The organism is Mesorhizobium sp. B2-2-3 (genome assembly GCF_006442405.1).
Classification (GTDB): Bacteria; Pseudomonadota; Alphaproteobacteria; order Rhizobiales; family Rhizobiaceae; genus Mesorhizobium.
Genome location: NZ_VFWC01000023.1, coordinates 1 through 22626, shown reverse-complemented (window position 1 = coordinate 22626; position 22626 = coordinate 1). Strand labels below are relative to the sequence as shown.

The window sequence follows — 22626 nt, the reverse complement described above, 5'->3', positions numbered from 1 at the left end:
CGTGCGGCCGATCGTCATCCCACGATCGTCAACACACCCGCGCGCTTCGGCTAAAGGCGAACGGAGAACCGGCTCCGGAGCCGTGGCAAAGGCGGCCTTCAGGCACCAGATTGTTATGCCACCATGAAACGGAGAGCGGCGCTAACCGGCCGTCTTGCCGTGCCGTGCGAGATCCTGGGCGATGGACAGTTGCAGCGCGTTGGCAAGCTCGCGCGCGGCGCGGTTCTCGGCATCGATCTGTGCCCGGTACGCGGCGAATTCCTGGCGCGGCCTGTCGAAGGACGAAGTGATCGCCCGCTTGCCGGTCGCGATCACCGCCCCGGTTTTGGCATCGGTCAGCCTGTAGCCGGCGGTCAGCGTCACCGAACCGGCGGTCGGCTCGTCCTGGTCGGTTCCGACCTGCACGAGCGCCGAGGATTCAACGGCTTCGGTCACGCCGAGGTCGAGCGAGTAGGCCGGCGATGCCGGTTCGCCGGCGCCGCGCCCAAATCCGAAGATCAAATTGTTGCGCACCTGCTGGCCGTAACGCGTCCTGACCGGTTTGATGGCGATCGACGCCAGTTCGGCATTGGCGCTCGAGCCGGTCGACAGCGGCGCGCTCGAGTAGAGCGGCCGCACCTGGCAGGCCGAAACGAGCGCAAGCGAGCCGACAAGGCCGGCAAGCGCGGCACGGCGCAGCAAACGGCTCAGCTCTGTCTTTTCCCGATCAGGCAACGACATTGACGATCCTCTGCGGCACGATGATCACCTTGCGCGGAGCCTTGCCTTCGAGCGCCTTCTGCACGAAGTCGAGAGCGAGCACGGCTTTTTCGACCGCACCTTGGTCCGCGTCGCGGGCAATTGTCAAATCCCCGCGCTTCTTGCCGTTGACCTGGACCGGATAGGTGACCTCATTGTCGACGACCAGCGCCGGGTCGAAGATCGGCCACGGCCGTTCGGCGACCAGATCGGCACCGCCGAGCGCCTCCCAGCATTCCTCGGCCAGATGCGGCATGATCGGCGCGATCAGGTGCACGAGCACCTCCACGGCCTCCCGGCAGGCGCCTTTGAGCGCGGCATCGGCCTTGCCTTCGGCCACCTCATTGAGCGGCGTGGTCAGCGCGTTGGCGAGTTCGTAGATGCGGGCGATGGCGCGGTTGAATGCGAGTTTCTCGATGTCCTCGCCGACCGCTTTCAGGATCTTGTGCGTGGCCTTGGAAACCGCCCCGGCTTCACCGCCACCGCCCGCTATGGGTGCGATGCCGGCCAGCGATTCGGCCGCGGTCGAGACCAGGCGCCAGATGCGCTGCATGAAGCGATGCGCGCCGGCGGCGCCATCGTCGGTCCATTCGACGTCGCGTTCGGGCGGCGAATCCGACAGCATGAACCAGCGCGCGGTGTCGGCGCCGTAGCCGTCGGTGATGTCTTCCGGGCTGACCGTGTTCTTCTTCGACTTCGACATCTTTTCCAGGGAGCCGATCTCCGCCGTCTCGCCCGTGGCGATTTCGACGGCGCGGCGCTTGCCGTCGACGTCCTCCAGCCGCACCTCGGTCGGCGCCAGCCAGCGCCCGTTCGATGCCGATCCCACGCGATAGGTCTCGTGCACCACCATGCCTTGCGTGAACAGGCCCTTGAACGGCTCGGCCAGGTCGAGATGGCCGGTCTCGCGCATGGCCCGGGTGAAGAAGCGCGAATAGAGCAGATGCAGGATCGCGTGCTCGATGCCGCCGATATACTGGTCGACGGCCAGCCACTCGTTCGCCGCCTTCGGGTCGGTCGGCTCGTTCGCCCAGGGCGCGGTGAAGCGGGCGAAATACCAGGACGAATCGACGAACGTGTCCATCGTGTCGGTTTCGCGCCGCGCATCCTTGCCGCATTGCGGGCATTTGACATGCCGCCAGGTCGGGTGGCGGTCCAGCGGGTTGCCTGGGCGGTCGAACTCGACATCGTCGGGCAGCTTCACCGGCAGGTCTGCCTTCGGCACCGGCACCACGCCGCAATCCTCGCAATGGATCATCGGGATCGGGCAGCCCCAGTAGCGCTGGCGCGAAATGCCCCAGTCGCGCAGGCGGAAGTTGACCTTGCGCTCGGCCATCGGCCGGTTGCCGATCGTCTTCTGCTCCAGCAGCTTCGCCACCTCGTCGAACGCCCGCTCTGGCTTCATGCCATCGAGGAAGCGCGAATTGATCATCACGCCGTCGTCGACATAGGCTTCGTCGATGACCTGGAAGGTCTTGGGATCAGCCCCTTCCGGCATCACCACCGGGATCACCGGCAGGCCGTATTTGTTGGCGAAATCGAGGTCGCGCTGGTCGCCGGACGGGCAGCCGAAGATGGCGCCGGTGCCGTAGTCCATCAGCACGAAATTGGCGACGTAGACCGGCAGCGTCCAGTTCTCGTCGAACGGATGCACGACGCGGATGCCGGTGTCGAAGCCCTTCTTCTCGGCCGTCTCCAGCGCCGCCACCGAAGTGCCCATATGGCGGACTTCGTCAATAAAGCTCGCCAGCGCCGGATTGGTCTCGGCGGCCTTCCTGGCCAGCGGATGGTCGGCGGCGACCGCCATGAAGGAGGCGCCGAAGATGGTGTCGGGCCTCGTCGTATAGACTTCCAGCTCCTGCTCGCCGGCGACGGGAGCCGCCAGCGGCCAGCGGATCAGCAGGCCTTCCGAACGGCCGATCCAATTGTGCTGCATCAGCTTGACCTTCTCGGGCCATTCGTCGAGGCGATCGAGCGAATCCAGGAGATCCTGCGCAAAATCGGTTATCCTGAAGAACCATTGCGTCAGCTCGCGTTGTTCGACCAGCGCGCCCGAGCGCCAGCCGCGCCCGTCGATGACCTGCTCGTTGGCGAGCACCGTCATGTCCTCCGGATCCCAATTGACCTTCGAGGATTTGCGCGTCACCAGGCCTTTCTCGACAAAGTCGAGGAACAGCATCTGCTGGCGGTGGTAGTAGTCGACATCGCAGGTCGCGAATTCGCGCGCCCAGTCCAGCGACAGGCCCATGACCTTGAGCTGCTCGCGCATGGTGGCAATGTTCTGATAGGTCCATTCCTTGGGATGGACCTTGTTCTGCATCGCCGCGTTCTCGGCCGGCATGCCGAAGGCGTCCCAGCCCATCGGATGCAGCACGTTGAAACCCTTGGCCCGCTTGTAGCGCGCCACCACGTCGCCCATCGTATAGTTGCGCGTATGCCCGATATGGATGCGTCCCGATGGATAGGGGAACATCTCCAGCACGTAGTATTTCGGGCGCGGATCATCGTTGTGCGCCTCGAACAGCTTCCTGTCGGCCCAGGCCTTCTGCCATTTGGGCTCTGACGCGCGCGGATTGTATCGTTCGGTTGCCATGGGACGTTTTTCACTTAAAAAGCATGCGGACTGCGGGCGACAGCTCGGCAGTCCATTGGATGTGGTCCGGGTGTTCACCATGGTTTGGCAAACCCGTCAACCATATGGGTATCGCGTCTGGAAAAAACGCGGTCAAAACAGCGGGATTTGGACATGGGCGACGCCGTTCAGCAGTTTTTAGCGGTCAAGGCGAAGATCGCCGCCGCCGAGCGCGAAGCCCGGCGCGACGCTGGCGCGGTGACGCTGGTCGCGGTTTCCAAGACCTTTGACGCCGCCGACATCAGGCCCGTCATCGAGGCAGGCCAGCGCGTCTTCGGCGAGAACCGGGTGCAGGAAGCGCAGGGCAAGTGGCCGGCGCTGAAAGAGGCTTTCCCCGATGTCGAACTGCATCTGATCGGCCCGCTGCAATCGAACAAGGCCAGGGAAGCCGTGGCGCTGTTCGACGTCATCGAGACGGTCGATCGTGAGAAGATTTCCGCCGAACTCGCCAAGGAGATCGCCCGGCAAGGCCGGGCACCGAAACTCTACGTCCAGGTCAACACCGGCTCCGAGCCGCAGAAGGCCGGCATCGAGCCGCGCGACGCCGTGACCTTCGTCGCCCGCTGCCGCGATGTCCACGGCCTCGCCATCGAAGGCCTGATGTGCATTCCGCCGGCGGACGAGAACCCCGGCCCGCATTTCGCCCTGCTGGAAAAATTGGCGCGGGAGGCAGGCGTCGCCAAACTGTCGATGGGCATGTCCGGCGATTACGAGACGGCCATCGCCTTCGGCGCCACCAGTGTCAGGGTCGGTTCGGCGATCTTCGGCAGTCGATAAAACCGTCCGCCCTGGGTTGGCCCTGTCGTCTGTGAGTTCTAAGCCTATGATACACAGACGGACTGAACACATCTTGCGAGTCAAGCGAGGAGTAGTCTTCTTGAGCTGGCAGCTGCGGGACGCAAGAAACAACCTCTCGAAGCTGGTAAGACAGTCGCGCGAAAAAGGGCCGCAAACCATTACGGTGCGAGGGCAGCCATCTGCCGTGGTGCTAGCGGTTGAGGACTACGAACGGTGGGTTGGCGCAAAGCCCTCCCTTGCGCAATATCTTCTCTCCGTCCCCGTCTGGGATGACGAATTTGTCGAGGAGGTCAATCGCCGCCCGAACACAATGATCCGAGCGGTCCATCTCTGACAAGTTTCTGTCACCGGCAAGATGGTCCAGTTCTACCGGCTGATTACGCCAGCGCTGGAAACGAAACGTACCGTTCCTATTTGATCTGTGTCATCACGAATCTCTGGAGCTTTCGCCATGCATTACAACCAGCTTGGAAATACGGGGATGTTCGTCTCCCAACTCTGCCTCGGCACCATGACCTTCGGTGCAGCCGGCCAGAATGCCCAATGGGGCCTGATCGCCAGTCTCGACCAGAAAGGCGTCAACGAGATCGTCGGCCGCTCGCTCGCCGCCGGGGTCAATTTCTTCGACACGGCCGATGTCTATTCCTTCGGCGAATCCGAGCGCCTGCTCGGCCAGTCGCTCAGGGATCTCGGCGTTGACAGGTCGAGCGTGGTCATCGCCACCAAGGTTCACGGCGCCATGGGCGAGGGCCCGAACCAGCGCGGCTCCTCGCGCGGCCACATCATGGATTCGGTCGATGCCAGCCTCGAGCGGCTGCAGCTCGATCACATCGATCTCTATCAGCTGCACGGAACCGACGCGGTGACGCCGATCGACGAAACGCTGCGGGCACTGGACGATCTCGTTGCCAGCGGCAAGGTCCGCTATGTCGGCGTATCCAACTGGCAGGCCTGGCGCATCGCCAAGGCGCTTGGCATAGCCGACCGCAAGGGCTTTGCCCGCTTCGAGACCATCCAGTCCTATTACTCGATCGCCGGTCGTGATCTCGAGCGCGAGATCGTGCCGCTGATCAACGAGGAGAAGCTCGGTCTTATGGTCTGGTCGCCGATGGCCGGCGGACTGCTGTCCGGCAAATACGGCCCTGGTGCGCCCGGCAATGGCGAGGGCCGCCGCGCCTCCTTCAACTTCCCACCGGTCAACGAGGACCGCGCCTGGGCGGCGGTCGCGGTCATGCGCGAGATCGCCAAAAAGCATGACGTCAGCGTCGCTACCGTGGCACTAGGCTATGTCCTGGCCAAGCCCTTCGTGATGAGCGTGATCATCGGCGCCAGCCGCATGGATCAGCTCGAACAGAACCTTGCCGCCACGAACCTCAAACTTGATACCGATGATCTCGCCAGACTGGACGAGGTGAGCGCGCTGCCGGCCGAATATCCCGGCTGGATGCTGGAGCGGCAGGCCGCCGGCCGGCGTCCGGCGCCGTTCGTGCCGAAGGCCTGATCGCTTTTCTAGCCTGCTTCGAAGCCGCGTGCCTTAGGTACGCGGCTTCTCAGTTAGAGCAATTCCAAGAAAAGTGTGTGCGGTTTTCTGTCCAGAATTGCGTCAAAACAAAGAGTTAGAGCGGTTCGCCGTTTCCATGAAACGGTGAACTGCTCTAGAGGCGAACGGCCTCTGAGAGAAAATCGAGAAAGGCCCGCACCCGCGCAGGCAGATGCTTGCCCTGGCCGACATAGACGGCATGGGTGGCCTCCTCGTCGCCCGGGTTGAATTCCTCCAGCAACGGGACGAATGCCCCCGCGTCCATGTCCGGCTGGACATGCCAGCGCGCCAGCCGAGCGATTCCGCCTCCCGCCAGCGCCATCCGCCGCATCGCCTCGCCGTCGGTCAGCGTTGCGTTTCCGACAACCGGGACGATGACCGGCGCACCTGCCGCATCGACAAAAGGCCAGCCGTCTATATGCCGCGCAAAGCCGAAGGCCAGCATATTGTGACGCCCGAGATCGGCCAGCGTGCGCGGCGTCCCACGCGCTTCGACATAGGAGGGTGCCGCGACCAGCACCATCCGGCTCTGCCCCAGTTTGCGCGCTACCAGCCGTGACTCGCGCAAGGGCCCGGCGCGTATCGCCACATCGGCGCGCTCCTCCAGAAGGTCGATCACGCTGTCTGTCAGCACGGCGTCGACGGAAATCTCGGGATAACGCTCCAGAAACCGAGGCAGCAGCGACATCAGCCGGTGGTGGCCGAACGGCACGTAGCTGTTGACCCTCAACCGGCCGCGCGGCGCCGCCCCGGCGGCCGCCTCGCGCTCGGCCGCGTCCATGTCGGCGAGGATGCGCATGCCGCTGTCGTAGAAAGCAGTGCCTTCCGGCGTCAGTTGCAGCTTGCGCGTCGAGCGGGTGACCAGCCGCGCGCCGAGCCTGGCCTCCAGCCGCGCGATCAATTTGCTCACCGCGGACGGGGTCATGCGCAAGGCACGTGCCGCCGCCGAAAAGCTGCCCGCCTCGACGACGCGCACAAACACTTCGATCTCGCCGGAACGATTGATGTCGGATCGCGCCATCTGTGAATCTATTTCACAGAAAGTATGCCTGGAGCAAGTCTGGTTCACATCGCATGGCCACACGATCTTCCCGGTCGGGGCGCGGCCTGGACAGGGCGCCCGTCACCGCCGAAGTGGAAACATCATGCCTCTCGCTCTCTATGCTCTCGCCGCCGGCGCCTTCGGCATCGGCGTCACCGAATTCGTCATCATGGGCCTGCTCATCGACGTCAGCAAAGATCTCGGCGTCTCGATCTCGGCCGCCGGCCAACTGATTTCCGGCTATGCGCTGGGCGTCGTCATCGGAGCACCTCTGCTGACGATCGCCACCGGCAACTGGCCGCGCAAGACGGTGCTTCTGGCGCTGATGGCGATCTTCACCATTGGCAACCTGGCCTGTGCGCTGGCGCCTGATTATTGGACATTGATGGGCGCGCGCGTCATCACCGCCTTTGCCCATGGCACCTTCTTCGGCGTTGGCTCGGTGGTCGCCACCGGACTCGTCGCTCCCAACAAGAAGGCGTCGGCGATCGCGCTCATGTTCACCGGCCTGACCATCGCCAACATTCTCGGCGTTCCCTTCGGCACCTGGCTCGGCCAGGCTTTCGGCTGGCGCGCCACCTTCTGGGCGGTGACCGCGGTCGGTCTCGCGGCCTTTGCCGTCATCCTGGCACTGGTGCCGCGCAGCCAAGCAACTCCCGTGAAGAGCGACCTGCGCGCCGATCTCGCCGTGCTGCGCCGCACGCCCGTCCTGCTCGGCTTCGCCACCACCGTTCTCGGCTATGCCGGCGTCTTCGCCGTCTTCACCTACATCGCCCCGTTGCTGACCGAGATCAGCGGCTTCAAGGAAGCGGCCGTTTCGCCGATCCTGCTCGTCTTCGGCGGCGGCCTCATCGCCGGCAATATCGCCGGCGGCAAGATCGCCGACCGCTGGGTGGTGCCGGCGGTGCTCGGCAGTCTTGTGGTGCTCGCCCTGGTTCTGGCGACCATGAGCTTTGCTATCCACAGCCAGGTGTTGGCCGTGATCTATGTCGGCCTGCTGGGCGCCGCCGCCTTCGCCACCGTGGCGCCTTTGCAGATGTGGGTGCTGGAAAAGGCCCAAGGTGCTGGCCAGAGCCTCGCCTCGTCCTTCAACATCGCCGCCTTCAACCTCGGCAACGCGGCCGGCGCTTGGCTCGGCGGCGCGGTCATTGCCCAAGGTCTTGGCCTGGGTTCGCTCACCTGGGTCGCCGCGCTGCTGCCGGTCGCGGCACTCGCCGTGGCGGGACTGGCCCTGCGTCTCGACCGCGGCACCGCGCTCGGCGCGCCCGTCTGCGTTCGGTCGTGAAGCTCGCCGGCAAAGCCGGATCGATTCGACTTCTTTCAAAATCACAAGGAGTAAGAAAATGGACTATCGAAATCTTGGCGCATCGGGCCTGAAGGTGCCGGTGCTCTCGTTCGGAGCGGGAACCTTCGGCGGTTCCGGCCCGCTGTTCGGCGCATGGGGCAACAGCGACGCCAGGGAAGCGCGGCGGCTGGTCGACATTTGCCTCGAGGCCGGCGTCAATCTGTTCGACACCGCCGATGTCTATTCGAACGGCGCCTCGGAAGAGGTGCTCGGCGAGGCGATCAAGGGCCGGCGCGATGCCGTGCTGATCTCGACCAAGACCTCGCTGCCGATGGGCGACGGGCCGGCCGACTATGGTTCCTCGCGTTCGCGGCTGATCAAGGCCGTCGACGCCGCGCTGAAGCGGCTCGGCACCGATTACATCGACCTGTTGCAACTGCACGCCTTCGATGCCGGCACGCCGATCGAGGAAGTGCTATCGACGCTGGACGGCCTCGTGCGCGCCGGCAAATTGCGCTGTGTCGGGGTCTCCAATTTCTCCGGCTGGCAGGTGATGAAATCGCTCGGGCTGGCCGACAGGCACGGCTATCCGCGCTATGTCGCGCATCAGGTCTACTATTCGCTGGTCGGCCGCGACTATGAATGGGAGCTGATGCCGCTCGGCCTCGACCAGGGCGTCGGCGCGCTGGTCTGGAGCCCGCTCGGCTGGGGCCGCCTGACCGGCAAGATCCGTCGCGGCCAGCCATTGCCCGACAAAAGCCGGCTGCACGACACCGCGAGCTTCGGACCGCCGGTCGAGGACGAGCATCTCTACCGGGTCATGGAGGCCCTCGATGCGGTGGCGCAGGAGACAGGCAGGACCGTGCCGCAGATCGCCATCAACTGGCTGTTGCAGCGCCCGACCGTGTCGTCCGTCATCATCGGCGCCCGCAACGAGGAGCAGTTGCGCCAGAACCTCGGCGCCGTCGGCTGGACGTTGACGCCGGAGCAGATCGGGAAGCTCGATGCGGCAAGCGAGGTCACCGCGCCCTACCCTTATTTTCCCTACCGCCGCCAGGAGGCCTTCGCCCGGCTGAGCCCGCCGGCGGTTTGAGCGTGTCCGACCGCTAGAGCCGAAGATTAGCGGGGCGGCGCCCGCCTCTGTCCTGCCGGACATCTCCCCCACGGGGGGAGATTGGATGTCACCTCGGCTTTCGCCAATTTCCAACGTGAAGGGATGGCGCTGTTAGCAAAGCTGCCGATCTCCCCCCACGTGGGGGAGATGTCCGGCAGGACAGAGGGGGGCGCCGTAGAGTGCCGACCTTACGGCCTCGGACAGCGGCCCCTAATGCAGCACGAACTCGCCGTCGACCTTGCGCCACTCGTTGGGCGCGATGAGCTTCTGGTGCGTGTAGCTGACCGAATGCAGCGGCCCCTCGAGCTTGGTCTTCCAGAACTCGATGAAGCGGATCAGCACCGGAAACTTCGGCGCGATGTCGTAGTCCTGCCATATGAAGCTCTGCAACAGATGCGGATGGTCTGGGAAATGATAAAGGATATTGGCCGTAGTCAGGCCATAGCCCCGCAGCATCAGGTCCATTTCAAGCTGGTCGCGCATTTTTGCTCCCCGGGTTGATTCTCCTTCCTCCCAACAATGGATTGTGCGCGCGGTTGCTTAACCGTCTATTGATTTTTTCTTGATCGAAACCGGCTTTAGCACGCGAAAACATGAAGTTAGCAGCGGTCCGGTGCAAGTGCTGACAGCAGCCGCGGACCCATGTGCGGCATCCCGCCGCGCAAACCCAACGTCTAATGTTGCCGTCATCGCGGAACTGTTAATAATGCGCGCGAATTCGCGGCCGCGTCGCCGCGATCCCGCTGGCGGTTCAAGCCGGCGTTAGTTTCGGGAGGAAAAGCAGGAAATGTCCGAGGTTCATGTCCACCGCGTTCAGCCGGCCTGGAAGAAGAATGCGCTGATCGACAACGACACCTATCTCAAATGGTACGCCGACAGCGTGAAGAATCCGGACAGGTTCTGGAGCAAGCACGGCAAGCGCATCGACTGGTTCAAACCCTTCTCCAAGGTCAGGAACGCCTCCTTCGACGGCAAGGTCTCCATCAAATGGTTCGAGGACGGCCAGACCAATGTTTCCTACAACTGCATCGACCGCCACCTGAAGAAGCGCGGCGACCAGACCGCCATCATCTGGGAAGGCGACAACCCCTACGACGACCGCAAGATCACCTACAATGAGCTCTATGCGCATGTCTGCCGCTTCGCCAACGTGCTGAAGAAGCACGGCGTCAAGAAGGGCGACCGCGTCACCCTCTATATGCCCATGATCCCGGAAGCGGCCTATGCGATGCTCGCCTGCACGCGTATCGGCGCCATCCACTCGGTCGTCTTCGGCGGCTTTTCGCCCGACGCGCTCGCCGGCCGCATCGACGATTGCAAGTCAACCATCGTCATCACCGCTGACGAGGGCCTGCGCGGCGGCAAGCCGATCCCGTTGAAGGAGAACACCGACAAGGCAATCGAGATCGCGGCAAAAGCCGGCACCAGGGTCGAAAAGGTAGTGGTGGTCCGCCGCACCGGCGGCAAGATCGGCTGGGCGCCGGGCCGCGACGTCTGGTACCACGAAGAGGCCGCGACCGTTAAGGCTGAGTGCAAGCCGGAGAAGATGAAGGCGGAGGATCCGCTGTTCATCCTCTATACATCGGGTTCGACCGGCAAGCCGAAAGGCGTGCTGCACACCACGGCGGGTTATCTCGTCTACGTCTCGATGACGCACCAATATGTCTTCGACTATCATGATGGCGACATCTACTGGTGCACCGCCGATGTCGGCTGGGTCACCGGCCACAGCTACATCGTCTACGGGCCGCTCGCCAACGGCGCCACCACGCTGATGTTCGAGGGCGTACCCAACTACCCCTCGCAGTCGCGCTTCTGGGAAGTCATCGACAAGCACCAGGTCAACATCTTCTACACCGCGCCGACGGCGCTGCGCGCCCTGATGGGCGCCGGCGACAACCACGTGAAAAAGGCGTCGCGCAAATCGCTGCGCGTGCTGGGCTCGGTCGGCGAACCGATCAATCCGGAGGCATGGGAGTGGTATTTCAACGTCGTCGGCAACGCCAAGGTGCCGATCGTCGACACCTGGTGGCAGACCGAGACCGGCGGCATCATGATCACGCCGCTGCCGGGCGCCACCGACCTCAAGGCTGGCTCGGCCACGCGGCCCTTCTTCGGTGTCAAGCCGCAACTGGTCGACGGCGAGGGCAAGGTGCTTGAAGGAGCCGCCGACGGCAATCTATGCATCACCGAGTCATGGCCCGGCCAGATGCGCACCGTCTATGGCGATCACGACCGCTTCGTGCAGACCTATTTTTCGACCTACAAGGGCAAGTACTTCACCGGCGACGGCTGCCGCCGCGATGCCGACGGCTATTACTGGATCACCGGCCGCGTCGACGACGTCATCAACGTCTCCGGCCACCGCATGGGCACGGCCGAGGTCGAATCCGCATTGGTCAGCCATGACAAGGTTTCGGAAGCCGCCGTCGTCGGTTATCCCCACGACATCAAGGGCCAGGGCATCTACTGCTACGTCACGCTGATGGCCGGCGAGACGCCGAGCGAGGACTTGCGCAAGGAACTCCTCGCCCATGTCCGCAAGGAGATCGGCGCCATTGCCACGCCCGACAAGATCCAGTTCGCACCCGGCCTGCCCAAGACCCGCTCGGGCAAGATCATGCGGCGCATCCTGCGCAAGATTGCCGAGGACGATTTCGGCGCCCTTGGCGATACCTCGACGCTCGCCGATCCGGCCGTCGTCGACGACCTCGTCGCCAACCGCCAGAACAAGAAAGGCTGACACCGGCCATGGCCGCGATAGGCAGCGTTGCCGAACTCTGGCGCTATCCGGCGAGTTCGCTCGCCGGCGAACGCCTGGAGACGATCGCGGTCGGCACCGAGAGCATCGAGGGCGACCGCATGTTCGGCCTGGTCGATGCCTCCGACAATGAGATCGCCCGGCCCGATCGCGAGCCGAAGTGGCACAAGGTGCCGCGCATCCGCACCCGGCTGACGGGCGACCGCGGGCTCGAGATCGCGATTCCCGGCGCGGATTGGCTGGCAGCGCCCGGCGCCGAAAGCGATCGTGCCGTTTCCGACTATCTAGGCTTTCCGGCCTCGATCCGTCCGTTCGGCCTGGAGAACGCCCCGCCGGCCTATACCGGCCCGTTGACCGAGGCGCGCTACCGCAAGGCGCCGATCCATCTGTTGACCACCGCCTCCCTGGCGCGCCTGAAGGCGCTGCATCCGCAAGGCACTCCCGACCCGCGCCGCTTCCGTCCCAACATCGTCATCGACATGGCGGCGGTCGAAGGCTCTTTCCCCGAAACCGAATGGATCGGCAGGAAGCTCGCCGTCGGCGACCTGCTGTTGACCATTTCCGAGCCGTGCCGCCGCTGCGGCTTCACCATCATCGCCCAGGACGGTTTCGACGACGACCCGGCGATCCTGCGCAATCTGGTGCGTCATAACGCGCACAATCTCGGCGTCTACTGCACCGTCGACCGCGCGGCCAGCGTCAAGGTCGGCGACGGGATGCGATTCGCCTGACTACCTGTAAAGATCCGCCCGCGTCGGCGGCAAACCGCTCGGGCCCCGCGTCCGCTTGGTGGCGACCGTCTGGAAAATCTGCGCCGAGGCATGATCGAAGGCGATCGAACAGCCGGTCAGGTAAAGCAGCCACAGCCGCGCCTTGGCTTCTCCCACTTCGGCGATGGCCTCGTCGAAGCGCGCATGCAGGCGCTCTGCCCACAGCCGGCAGGTGCGGGCGTAGTGCTCGCGCAGATTCTCGACGTCGTGGACGAGGAAGCCATGTGCTTCCAGATTGCCGCACGTCATGCCGATCGTGTCGATCTCGCCACCCGGGAAGATGTATTTGATCAGCGCCTTGTATTCCGAGCCCTTGCGCAAGGTCTTCTTCATGCTGCCCTTGCTGCGCCTGGTGATGGCATGATGCAGATAGATGCCGCCCGGCTTGAGCAGGCGATGGACGGTCGAGAAGTAGGCGCCGTGGTTGGCCAGCCCCAGATGCTCGAACATGCCGATCGAGGATATCTTGTCGAAACTTCCGGTGAGCTCGGCATAGGATTTTATCTCGATTGTGATCCGGTCCTCCAGCCCCTCGGCCCGAATGCGTTCGCGGGCGAGTCCGGTCTGGGCCTCCGACAACGAGACGCCATGGCCGACGACGCCATGATGCTTCGCCGCATGGATCAGCATCGCGCCCCAGCCGCAGCCGATATCGAGCAGGCGGTCGCCGGGCTTCAGCCGCAGCTTGCGGCAGATATGCTCGAGCTTGTCGGCCTGGGCCTGGTCGATGTCATTGGCGAAATCCTTGAAATACCCGCAGCTGTAGACCATGCGCTCGTCGAGGAAGAGCCGGTAGAAGACGTTCGATATGTCGTAATGATGCTGGATCGCCTGCTTGTTGGAGCCGCTGACAAAGGGATTTTGCCCGGCGAGGTCGGCGCGTTGCGTCATCTGCCTTCGCGAGAACAGCACGGCCGGCAGGTCGCGCATGATCGCGAGCTTCGGCAGCGCCTTGAACCGCAGCTTGCCTTGTGAAGGCAGCGCATAGAGGTCAAACAGCGACCCCTCCTCCACATCGACCGCCTTGGAAATCCACATCTCGACCAGCGTCGAGAAATTTGGCCGGCGGGCCAGTTGCCAGACGATGTCCTGGTCGTTGATGGCAAGCACCGGGCCGCCGGCCGGACCGATGCGCTCGCCGGTCCAAAGCCTGACGGCAAAGCCCGGCTTCAGCGCCTGGACGACCGTGCGAACGATGCGTGCTGCTCTTTCGGTAGCGTCCATGCCGTCCCCCACTACATTCGGTAGGCCGATCTTGTCCGCTTGAACCCCTGGCCGCAACCCGATTGCACGAAAGGACGCGGCCAAGCCGGAAAAACGTCTTTTTCCATCTGGCGTCTTGTCTTTTGCTGCAACGCACCCCATCATCAGTGCGTGTTCAACAAACTGAAAGGAGGTGATCCGATGTCGAGTGATTTCGTTTTCCAGAACGTGGCCTCAGCGGATTGCACTTTCGGGAAGCAGTCTTCCCGTTAAGGCGCGAGATGCGCGGCGGGCGACCCATCGGGTTGCCGCCAGGAGCCGCGCCATGGACGGAAACACGGAAGGCCGCCGGCTTCGAAAGAAGCGGCGGCCTTTTCCTTGTGCGGCTTACTGCGTCAGCGCGACCTTTTCGGTGTTGCGGATGATTTCCTGAAAGGCGGCGTCCAATTCCACCCCGGTCGACACCTCGAAATAGTGTTTTTGAGCGGTGGAGGCATCTTTCGACGAACAGTCCTTCAGCACCGCCTTTGCCTGATCCCGCTCGGTTGCCGACATGTCCTTGTTGTTCAGGTCGAAGCCGATGGTGAAAATTTCGATGCCGTCATTTTTCATGTTGCCGCACAGCGTTTCGGCGTTGCCGCGCGCAAGATTGCCCTGGCTGTTGTAGCGGCCCCCGGCGCCGGCGAAGGCGGTATTGAACTGGCCATCGGTCATCAGGATCGCGACCTTGGCGATCTTCTTCGCGTTGACGTCCGAGGCGCCGTTGCCGAGGCCGGCATTCTTGATCGCTGCGCGCCATTGCGGCGACAGCATATAGTAGGTCCACTGAATGGCGATCGCGCCGGCGGTATAACCGTCAGCCTGGAAGTCGTCGATCGAACCAAGCAATGCGCCGGAATCGGCGGTCAGCGGGATCACTTCCGCATCGGGACACTTGTTCATTCCGCCGCCATTGAGATGATCATCCCGGTTGACCAGGGCATAGTACTTCTTGCCGTTCTTATCCATGCGAACAGCATCTGGGCCGTCGGCGCTTAAATCCGCGTCGCCATTTTTGTCCTTGCGCTCCGTGGCGCAATTATCGGGGCGTGGCATCGCCGCGCCGACAATGGAGATGTAGTCGCTGAAGGACGGCAGCAAATTTTTGCCCGTCTTGGCGACGAGAAGCGAACTGCCGGCGACGGGTGGCAGCTCAGAGCTCCCTGGCTTCTCGGCATAGACGTTTTCGGCCAGCTTGCCGGCGTTCACGCCGGATGCGTAAGGCACAATCGCGACGCGGATGCGGGGGTTCTTCGGATCCTGGTTCCGGAGCATCGTCCGAACGGCGTTTTTCGCTGCTGCTTTCAGATCGCCGATCTTGTCGACCTTGCCCCGCTTCGCCATCGAGCCTGTTATGTCGAGCATCATGGCCACCTCGATCTGCTTGTCCGAATAGAGCGCTGTCGTCGAGGCGGGAACGCGCTGCATGTCGCGCGTGCCAAACAGCGGGAAATAGAAGGCGACGTCGGCATGGGCCTCCGCCTGCACCGTCCTGGCGGTCCTGTCGACCGTCAGCCTGTCGAGCACGATCTGGTTGGCCTGCAGGATGCCGGCCGTACTGTTGGCGTCGAGGAAGGCCTGCACCGATTTGTTGGCGTCGGCCTCCTTGATCACGCCGGTCGTCAGATCCCGCGCCGTCGACGTCACTGCGGCGTCGACCACGCTCTGCAGGCTCGATTTGGCGTTGTAGAGCTGGGTGATGTTGACGGCGAAGCCGACGCCCAGCGCCAAGACCGAGGCGGCGAATCCGAACAGGATGGCGAAATTCCCGCCGCGATGCCTGGCAAAGTCGCCGGCCGCGTCCACAAGACCCCCGAAAATCCGCATCGTTCTCTCTCCGCTCGCCCCGGCCTCGTCGCCGGGCAAACGGATCGATGCAGGATTCCGGCCGGGCGCGGCCAGCGGCCGCGCACCAGGGACTAGACTCTTGTTTTTGCTTCGCTTTCAAGGATGGAAAGGTGAATGACCAGTAAACGCCGATGCTGCGTTCGGGTGGCATTTACCAAGCGCTTACCACGATCTTGCACGTCGCGGCACAGGGCGCGCGGCCGTGTCCCGCCACGGCACAGCGGCTCGTGTGCCAGAGCGAGGCAGTATGGGGATGCATGGAAACCCGGCTCAGGCCAGCATCTGCGCGGTGACCGTCCTGTCGATGGCGTGGTAGGGCGGGTTGAACAGATTGTTCTCCTGTTCGTAGGTCCATACCTTGAACAGGCTGAGCCGATGCGGCCCGAAACTGTGCAGCAACGGCACGTCGGTGGCATCGCGGCCGCGCGCGATGACGATGCGGCCGATCCTCGGAACATTGTGGCGGGGGTCGAACGTGTACCACTTGCCGTCGAGAAACACTTCCATCCAGGCCGAGAAATCCATCGGCGCCGGATCGGCCGGCACGCCGATGTCGCCGAGATAGCCATTCACATAGCGTGCCGGAATGTTCATGCAGCGGCAGAGCGTGATCGCCAGATGGGCGAAGTCTCGGCAGACGCCGACCTGCTCCTCATGCGCCTGCGCCGCGGTGCGGGTCGAGCGGGCATAGCCATAGCCGAAGGACAGCCGGTTGTGGACGTAATCGACGATCGCCTGCACCCTCGCCCAGCCGGACGGCAAACGGCCGAAAAGCTCCCAGGCGAACTGGCTCAGGTGATCGGTCTCGCAATAGCGGCTGCCCAGCAGATAAAACAGCACCTCGTCGGGCAGCTCGGCCACCGGCACCTCGCGTGCCAGCGTGTTGACCTCGTCCGTCTCGCCGCTGTCCTCGACCACGGCATCGTAGAGGATGCGAAAAGTGCCGGCGGGTGCGGTAAAGCGGCGGCACGAATTGCCATGCAAATCGCTGTAGAGCCTGGTCGGAACCGCGGGCGACGTCAGCATGCGCGTCTGCCGCTTGATGTCGGCCTGCCTGTCCCTGTGGATCTCGAGCATTGAAATCACCGGCGTGGCTCCAGCGCATTCAATGGCCATTTCGTAGCCGAGCCGAATCAGCATCGCGTCCCCCTTCGATGGTCGTGGAAAAGCAGCGAAGTTGAAACGCCGGAGGCGGATCGCGGTTCCCTGACTTACGGAAAAGGGGACTGGCCGAAAAGGTGGCCGCGCGGCTTCCAATGCCGACGCCGGGACGTTACCATCGGCGCTCCCTCGAAAGACCTCCCCGAAATCAAGGAAAATCATGTACGCGGGCAGAAAATTCGCCGCCTTCCTCTTCGACATGGACGGCACGCTCATCAATTCCATTGCCTCGGCCGAACGGGTGTGGAGCGACTGGGCGCGGCGGCAAGGGCTCGACGTCGCCGCCTTCCTGCCGACGATCCATGGCGTGCGGGCGATCGAGACGATCGCCGGTCTGGCGCTCCCGGGCGTCGATCCGGCGCATGAGGCCGACCTCTTGCTCAAGGCCGAAGCCGCCGATCTGGAGGGCATTGTTCAGATCGCCAGCGCCGCCGCGTTTCTCAACGCGCTCCCGCCGGGGCGCTGGGCGATCGTAACCTCGGCACCGCGCGAACTGGCGCTCTTGCGCATGAAGGCCGCCGGCATCCCCGTCCCTGCCGTCCTGATCGCGGCGGAAGATGTTTCACGCGGCAAGCCGGCGCCCGACTGCTTTCAGCTCGGCGCAACGCGGCTCGGCGTTGATGCGCGTGATTGCCTCGTGTTCGAGGATGCCCCGGCGGGCATCACGGCGGCCGAGGCGGCGGGCGCAGCGGTCATGGTCATAAACGCCACGCACCGACATCCCCTGGCGACGCAGCATGCCGCGATCGCTGGCTACGACGCCATCGGCGTCACCGTCGACGAGCGCGGCTGGATCGCGCTCCAGCCGCAGCGGGCGGCGGCAACGGCCTTCTAGGCTCTGGCGACAATCAAACACCCGATTGCCAGCAAATTAGCTGTTTGCTGGGCCGGCATATTAGAAATCGCTGGTCAGGCCCTTGATCTCCCAGTCGCCGTAGCGGCCGGGCTCCTTGCCGCCGCGGCCGCCGACTTCCTTCGGCACCGCGGCTTCCTTGCGGCGGTAGTCCTCGCGCCGCGCCGCGGCCTCTTCAAGCGCGCGGCGGGCGGCGGGCGTCAGCGTCTTCAGCCGCGCTTCGTCATCAGTGGCAGGTGTTTTACTGGTCTCGTCGTTCATGCGATATTCCGGCGGATTGAAACAGGCCGATTGAAACGGGTACCGGCGTTTCCCATCATATAGCGATGAGCCCACGAGGATCGACCCCCTTACATCACGACCAGGACGGGAGCAGACGATGAACACACTTCGCACCGCCATGCTTCTTGCCGCGATGACCGCGCTGTTCATGGGCGTCGGCTTCCTGATCGGCGGCACGGGCGGCATGATGATCGCCTTCCTGATCGCCGCCGCCACCAATCTGTTCAGCTATTGGAACGCCGACAAGATGGTGCTGTCGATGAACCGCGCCGTCGAGGTCGACGAGAAGAACGCGCCCGAATATTACGCCATCGTGCAGGCACTGGCCGAGCAGGCAGGCCTGCCGATGCCCAGGACCTACCTGATCGACAATCCGCAGCCCAACGCCTTCGCCACCGGCCGCAATCCGCAGAACGCGGCTGTCGCCGCTTCCACCGGCCTTTTGCAACGGCTGACGCATGAGGAAGTGGCCGCAGTGATGGCGCACGAGCTCGCCCACGTCCAGCACCGCGACACCTTGACCATGACGATCGTCGCCACCTTCGCCGGCGCCATCTCGATGCTTGGCAATTTCGCCTTCTTCCTCGGCGGCAACCGCGACAACAACAGCCCGTTCGGTTTTGTCGGCGTGCTGGCGGCGATGATCGTGGCGCCCTTTGCGGCGATGATCGTGCAGATGGCGGTCAGCCGCACCCGCGAATACGAGGCCGACCGGCGTGGCGCTGAAATCTGTGGACACCCGCTGTGGCTGGCCTCGGCGCTTGACAAGATCGCCCGGGGCGCCGAACGCATACCCAATCCGGATGCCGAGCGTAACCCGGCGATGGCTCATCTCTTCATCATCAACCCGCTGCACGGCGAGCGCATGGACAGTCTGTTCTCCACCCACCCGAGCACCGAGAACCGCATCGCCGCGCTGCAAGCGATGGCGCAGCGCATGGACGGTGGTGTATCGCGGTCCCCGCAGCGCCAGGCGCCAGTGCCGCCGCAGGCCGACGAGCCGCAATCGGCAGGACCGTGGGGCAAGCCGGCCGCGCCGGAACCGCCGGCAGAGCCCAAATCCAATCCATGGGGTCGCAATCCGACCGGGCCCAAGGGCCCGTGGTCGTGAGCGCGGCGGGCAGAGCACCTCGACGCACAGGTGGTCAGGAACACAAAAAGGACGGCGAGTTCGTTGCCGGCCTTGCCGCCCGCAAGGCGGCTGCGCGGCTGCTGGCCGCCGTCATCGATGCCAGGACGCCGCTCGACGGCCTGACCGACCATGAAAACGGCCATCCGCAGTACAAGGCGCTGGACCTGCGCGATCGCGGTCTCGTGCGCGCCATTCTGGTCACCGCGCTGCGCTATCGCATGACCATTGCCGGGCTGCTGGCGCGGCGTTTGGAAAAACCGCTGCCGGCCAATGCCACCGCGCTGTCGCATATTTTGCATGTGGCGGCCGCGCAGATCCTGTTCCTCGACATTCCCGACAGCGCCGCGGTCGACCTCGCCGTCACCCATGCCAAGTCCGATCCCCGCACATTGCGCTTTGCCGGCCTGGTCAACGGTGTGCTGCGCACGCTCGCGCGGATCAAGGAGGCTGAACTTCCAGAGGCCCTTGCTACCACCGACGAAGCGCCGAAATGGTTTTCCGACCGTTTGAAGGCCGCCTATGGCGTGGACGAGGCCGGACGGATACTCGCCGCCCACCGCCAGGAGGCCCCTGTCGATTTCTCGGTCAAGGCCGATCCGGAGCACTGGGCCGAAAGGCTCGGCGGCATTGCCCTGCCGACCGGCACGATTCGGGTGGAGAAGCTTGCCGGCCCGGTCACCGAACTGCCTGGCTTCGCCGAAGGCGCCTGGTGGGTCCAGGATGCCGCAGCCGGCCTGCCTGCCCGGTTGCTCGGTGATGTCGGCGGGCTTCGCGTCGCCGATCTCTGCGCCGCGCCCGGCGGCAAGACCGCCCAATTGATCGTGGCCGGCGCACGCGTCACCGCGATCGACACCTCGAAGAACCGGCTGGCGCGGCTGGCGCAGAATCTCGAACGCCTCCGCCTGTCGGCGGATATCGTGCAGGCCGACCTCCTCCAGTACGAGCCGGACGAGCTGTTCGACGCCGTCCTCCTCGACGCGCCCTGCTCCTCGACCGGCACGGTGCGGCGGCATCCCGACGTGCCATGGACCAAGACTGTGGCTGATGTCGAGAAGCTCGCCGATCTCCAGCGCCGGCTGCTCGCGCGCGCCGTCACCCTGGTTAAGCCGGGCGGAAGGATCGTCTTTTCGAACTGTTCGCTCGACCCACTCGAAGGCGAGGAGCTTTATCGTGGCTTCCTCGCCGCGACGCCTGGCGTCGTTGCCGACCCGCTTCGCGCCGGCGAGATCGTCGGCATCGATCCCTTCCTGACGCAGGAAGGCACGTTGCGCACCACACCTGCCGACCTCGATCTGGGCTCGCCGGAACGTTCCGGTCTCGACGGCTTTTTCGCCGCGCGCATGCGTCGCGCCGGCTAGGGCAATTCCACGAAAGCTGCGTGATGATTCTCCGTCCGGAATTGCGTGGAACAAGGATCTGGAGCGGAGTATGGATGCCCATCGGGCGCTGAACCGCTCAGGGGTTTAAGCATAGGAAGTTGCTGACTTTTTTGGGGAGCATCCGCGGCCAAGCCAGGCGCAGCGTCACCGCTCGCGGGAATTCGCCTTCGCATGAATCGTTGAATCAGATAAGCTTGCCCTTGGGATAGAGGACGATCAGGAGGGGTTTTGGCACTTGCTGCCGGCAACACGACGCGTCTGTGGGCGCTTGTCGCGAAGGAGTTTTGGCGCAAAACGCGCCGGCGCCTGCGTGCCGGACCGGTTTATCGCTGGCGCTATTCCGGCCGCACGCCCGAACGGGTGCTGATCGCGCCGCCGGACCTGCGGCTGGCCGACCCGCAGATCGCGCTCGAGATCTACTATGGCCGCTATCCCTTGTCGGGACATATGGTCGAGACCGGCGGCAAGTCGCCCTTCCAGATCAGCGTTCCCAATTACGGCTGGCAGAAGACGCTGCATGGCTTTCGCTGGCTGCGTCACATGCGCGCCGCCGGCACCGAGCTTGCCGCCGCCAATGCGCGTGCGCTGGTGTCCGACTGGATCGCCACGCATGGAAACAACATTTCCGGCATTGCCTGGGAGCCCGGCACGGCCGCCAAGCGCATTATCGCCTGGCTGCAGCATTCCTCGATCGTGCTGCAAGGCGCCGAATTCCCGTTCTACCGCGCCTTCCTGAAATCGCTGGCCGTCCAGATCCGCTACCTCAGGTCGATGGCACGCGAAATGCCTGACGGCAAGGACAGGCTGCGCGCCCGCATCGCCCTCGCCTTCGCCGCCCTGTCGCTGCCGGCGCCCGCATCGGCGCTGCGCGGCGCCACCCGCAATCTCGCCGAGGAACTGGACCGCCAGATCCTTCCTGATGGCGGCCACATCTCGCGCAACCCAATGGCGGTGCTGGAAATCCTCGCCGACCTTTTGCCGCTGCGGCAGACCTACGCCAACCAGGCGGAAGCGCCGCCACAGGCCCTGATCGGCGCCATCGACAGGATGCTGCCGGCGCTGCGCTTCTTTCGCCACCAGGACGGCAGCCTCGCCCGCTTCAACGGCATGGGCGCCACCATCCATGACCGCATTGCCAGCATCCTGCGCCACGACGACACCGCCGGCTCGCCGCTGCTGCATGCACCGCATTCAGGCTATGAGCGGCTGTCCATGGGTGGCGTCACCGTCATCGCCGACACCGGCCTGCCGCCGCCCGTCCACGTCTCCAATGCCGCCCATGCAAGCTGCCTTGCCTTCGAGCTGTCGTCGGGCCGCCAGCATTACATCGTCAATGCCGGCATCGACACCTATGGCGCCGCCGAATTCCGGCCCCTGGCCCGCGCCACCGCCGCGCATTCGACCGCCACCATCAACGACACCTCGTCGGCGCGGTTCAGCCATTCGCTGCGCATCAACGATCTTCTGGGGTCGCCTTTGATCGGCGGCCCGCAGCATGTGCAGTGCAAGCGTATCGACCAGAAGGGCGTTCAAGGCTTCATCGCCCGCCATGACGGCTATATCCAGCGCTTCGGTTTCCTGCACGAGCGCGAGCTGAAACTGTCATCGAACGGCAATGTGCTGACCGGCAGGGACCGCTTCCAGCGTCCTGGAGGTGCGGCGATCCGCAACAATGGCCGCGATTTCGTCACCGTGCGCTTCCACGTCCATCCCGACATCAACCTTTTGCAGGACGAGCATGACCGCCTGGTACTGACCGCCGAGCAGGCCGACAGCTGGGTGTTCACCTGCACCGAGATGGTGCCGGAGGTCGAGGAATCGATCTACTTCGCCGGTCTCGGCGGCCCGCGCCGCAGCCGGCAGATCGTGCTTGCCTTCAAGCCGTCCGACATCGCCGAAGTCCACTGGCAGCTCACCCGCACCTCTATCGCCGGCTATCCCGAAAACAACTGACCGCGCCGGCGCTGACCGAGCTGTCGGTAGCTAATCAAGTTGTCCGGTTTGGTAGCACATGATCTGTCCGCTTCTGTTTTGGCGTCGAAGCGGTTC

Annotated in this window: 19 protein-coding genes; 11 read left to right on the top strand and 8 right to left on the bottom strand. The window is 64.2% G+C overall.

Going from position 1 to position 22626, the window contains the following annotated elements:
• Positions 1-141 precede the first annotated feature (141 nt).
• Both lptE and leuS read right to left on the bottom strand, forming a co-directional pair.
• Positions 142-720, bottom strand: coding sequence for an LPS assembly lipoprotein LptE (lptE, locus tag FJ951_RS27575; RefSeq protein ID WP_140518239.1), 579 nt, complete (start codon positions 718-720; stop codon positions 142-144).
• A complete protein-coding gene (gene leuS, locus FJ951_RS27570) occupies positions 707-3331 on the bottom strand; it encodes a leucine--tRNA ligase (protein ID WP_140518238.1) in 2625 nt (874 codons plus the stop codon). Before leuS ends, lptE begins: the two co-directional genes overlap by 14 nt.
• A gap of 153 nt (positions 3332-3484) precedes the next feature.
• On the opposite strand from leuS, the gene FJ951_RS27565 reads away from it, so the two are divergent.
• The 3 genes from FJ951_RS27565 to FJ951_RS27555 all read left to right on the top strand — a co-directional run bounded on the left by FJ951_RS27565 (position 3485) and on the right by FJ951_RS27555 (position 5669).
• Entirely contained in the window at positions 3485-4147 is a 663-nt protein-coding gene (locus FJ951_RS27565) for a YggS family pyridoxal phosphate-dependent enzyme (protein ID WP_140518237.1), read from the top strand.
• A 100-nt stretch (positions 4148-4247) separates the two neighbouring features.
• Positions 4248-4502, top strand: a complete 255-nt coding sequence (locus tag FJ951_RS27560) for a type II toxin-antitoxin system Phd/YefM family antitoxin (protein ID WP_140518236.1) — start codon at positions 4248-4250, stop codon at positions 4500-4502.
• Between the two features lie 117 nt (positions 4503-4619).
• The gene (locus tag FJ951_RS27555; RefSeq protein ID WP_140518235.1) at positions 4620-5669 is read left to right on the top strand and encodes an aldo/keto reductase; all 1050 of its coding nucleotides are present in this window, start codon (positions 4620-4622) and stop codon (positions 5667-5669) included.
• Positions 5670-5823: 154 nt separating this feature from the next.
• On the opposite strand, the gene FJ951_RS27550 is transcribed toward FJ951_RS27555, so the two are convergent.
• Positions 5824-6729, bottom strand: coding sequence for a LysR family transcriptional regulator (locus FJ951_RS27550; protein ID WP_140518234.1), 906 nt, complete (start codon positions 6727-6729; stop codon positions 5824-5826).
• A 124-nt stretch (positions 6730-6853) separates the two neighbouring features.
• Here FJ951_RS27550 and FJ951_RS27545 point away from each other — a divergent pair, with 124 nt between their 5' ends.
• Together FJ951_RS27545 and FJ951_RS27540 are read left to right on the top strand one after the other, a co-directional pair.
• Positions 6854-8035 (top strand): MFS transporter, encoded by a 1182-nt coding sequence (locus FJ951_RS27545; RefSeq protein ID WP_140518233.1) that lies wholly within the window; start codon positions 6854-6856, stop codon positions 8033-8035.
• 58 nt (positions 8036-8093) lie between these two features.
• Positions 8094-9128, top strand: coding sequence for an aldo/keto reductase (locus FJ951_RS27540; protein WP_140518232.1), 1035 nt, complete (start codon positions 8094-8096; stop codon positions 9126-9128).
• A 231-nt stretch (positions 9129-9359) separates the two neighbouring features.
• On the opposite strand, the gene FJ951_RS27530 is transcribed toward FJ951_RS27540, so the two are convergent.
• Positions 9360-9632, bottom strand: a complete 273-nt coding sequence (locus FJ951_RS27530) for an usg protein (RefSeq protein ID WP_140492921.1) — start codon at positions 9630-9632, stop codon at positions 9360-9362.
• A 304-nt stretch (positions 9633-9936) separates the two neighbouring features.
• Between FJ951_RS27530 and acs the strand changes: the two genes are divergently transcribed.
• Entirely contained in the window at positions 9937-11892 is a 1956-nt protein-coding gene (acs, locus tag FJ951_RS27525) for an acetate--CoA ligase (RefSeq protein WP_140518231.1), read from the top strand.
• A gap of 8 nt (positions 11893-11900) precedes the next feature.
• Positions 11901-12641 (top strand): MOSC domain-containing protein, encoded by a 741-nt coding sequence (locus tag FJ951_RS27520; protein WP_140518230.1) that lies wholly within the window; start codon positions 11901-11903, stop codon positions 12639-12641.
• Here FJ951_RS27520 and FJ951_RS27515 read toward each other — a convergent pair whose 3' ends face one another.
• The 3 genes from FJ951_RS27515 to FJ951_RS27505 form a co-directional block, all read right to left on the bottom strand.
• Positions 12642-13904, bottom strand: coding sequence for a cyclopropane-fatty-acyl-phospholipid synthase family protein (locus FJ951_RS27515; RefSeq protein WP_140518229.1), 1263 nt, complete (start codon positions 13902-13904; stop codon positions 12642-12644).
• 366 nt (positions 13905-14270) lie between these two features.
• Positions 14271-15749: a TadE/TadG family type IV pilus assembly protein gene (locus FJ951_RS27510; protein WP_140518228.1), complete on the bottom strand. Its 1479-nt coding sequence runs from the start codon at positions 15747-15749 to the stop codon at positions 14271-14273.
• A gap of 291 nt (positions 15750-16040) precedes the next feature.
• On the bottom strand, positions 16041-16910 hold the full coding sequence (locus FJ951_RS27505) for a transglutaminase family protein (protein ID WP_140518227.1): 870 nt from the start codon (positions 16908-16910) through the stop codon (positions 16041-16043).
• 181 nt (positions 16911-17091) lie between these two features.
• Here FJ951_RS27505 and FJ951_RS27500 point away from each other — a divergent pair, with 181 nt between their 5' ends.
• Entirely contained in the window at positions 17092-17766 is a 675-nt protein-coding gene (locus FJ951_RS27500; RefSeq protein ID WP_140518226.1) for an HAD-IA family hydrolase, read from the top strand.
• A 60-nt stretch (positions 17767-17826) separates the two neighbouring features.
• Here FJ951_RS27500 and FJ951_RS27495 read toward each other — a convergent pair whose 3' ends face one another.
• Positions 17827-18045 carry a DUF1674 domain-containing protein gene (locus FJ951_RS27495; protein WP_140518225.1) on the bottom strand — a complete coding sequence of 73 codons (219 nt, stop codon included), beginning with the start codon at positions 18043-18045 and terminating at the stop codon, positions 17827-17829.
• Between the two features lie 118 nt (positions 18046-18163).
• Here FJ951_RS27495 and htpX point away from each other — a divergent pair, with 118 nt between their 5' ends.
• From htpX to FJ951_RS27480, 3 genes are all read left to right on the top strand, one after another.
• The gene (gene htpX, locus FJ951_RS27490) at positions 18164-19177 is read left to right on the top strand and encodes a zinc metalloprotease HtpX (RefSeq protein ID WP_140518224.1); all 1014 of its coding nucleotides are present in this window, start codon (positions 18164-18166) and stop codon (positions 19175-19177) included.
• Positions 19174-20556, top strand: a complete 1383-nt coding sequence (locus FJ951_RS27485) for an RsmB/NOP family class I SAM-dependent RNA methyltransferase (protein WP_224618097.1) — start codon at positions 19174-19176, stop codon at positions 20554-20556. Before htpX ends, FJ951_RS27485 begins: the two co-directional genes overlap by 4 nt.
• Positions 20557-20805: 249 nt before the next feature.
• A complete protein-coding gene (locus FJ951_RS27480; protein WP_140518222.1) occupies positions 20806-22530 on the top strand; it encodes a heparinase II/III family protein in 1725 nt (574 codons plus the stop codon).
• Positions 22531-22626 lie beyond the last annotated feature (96 nt).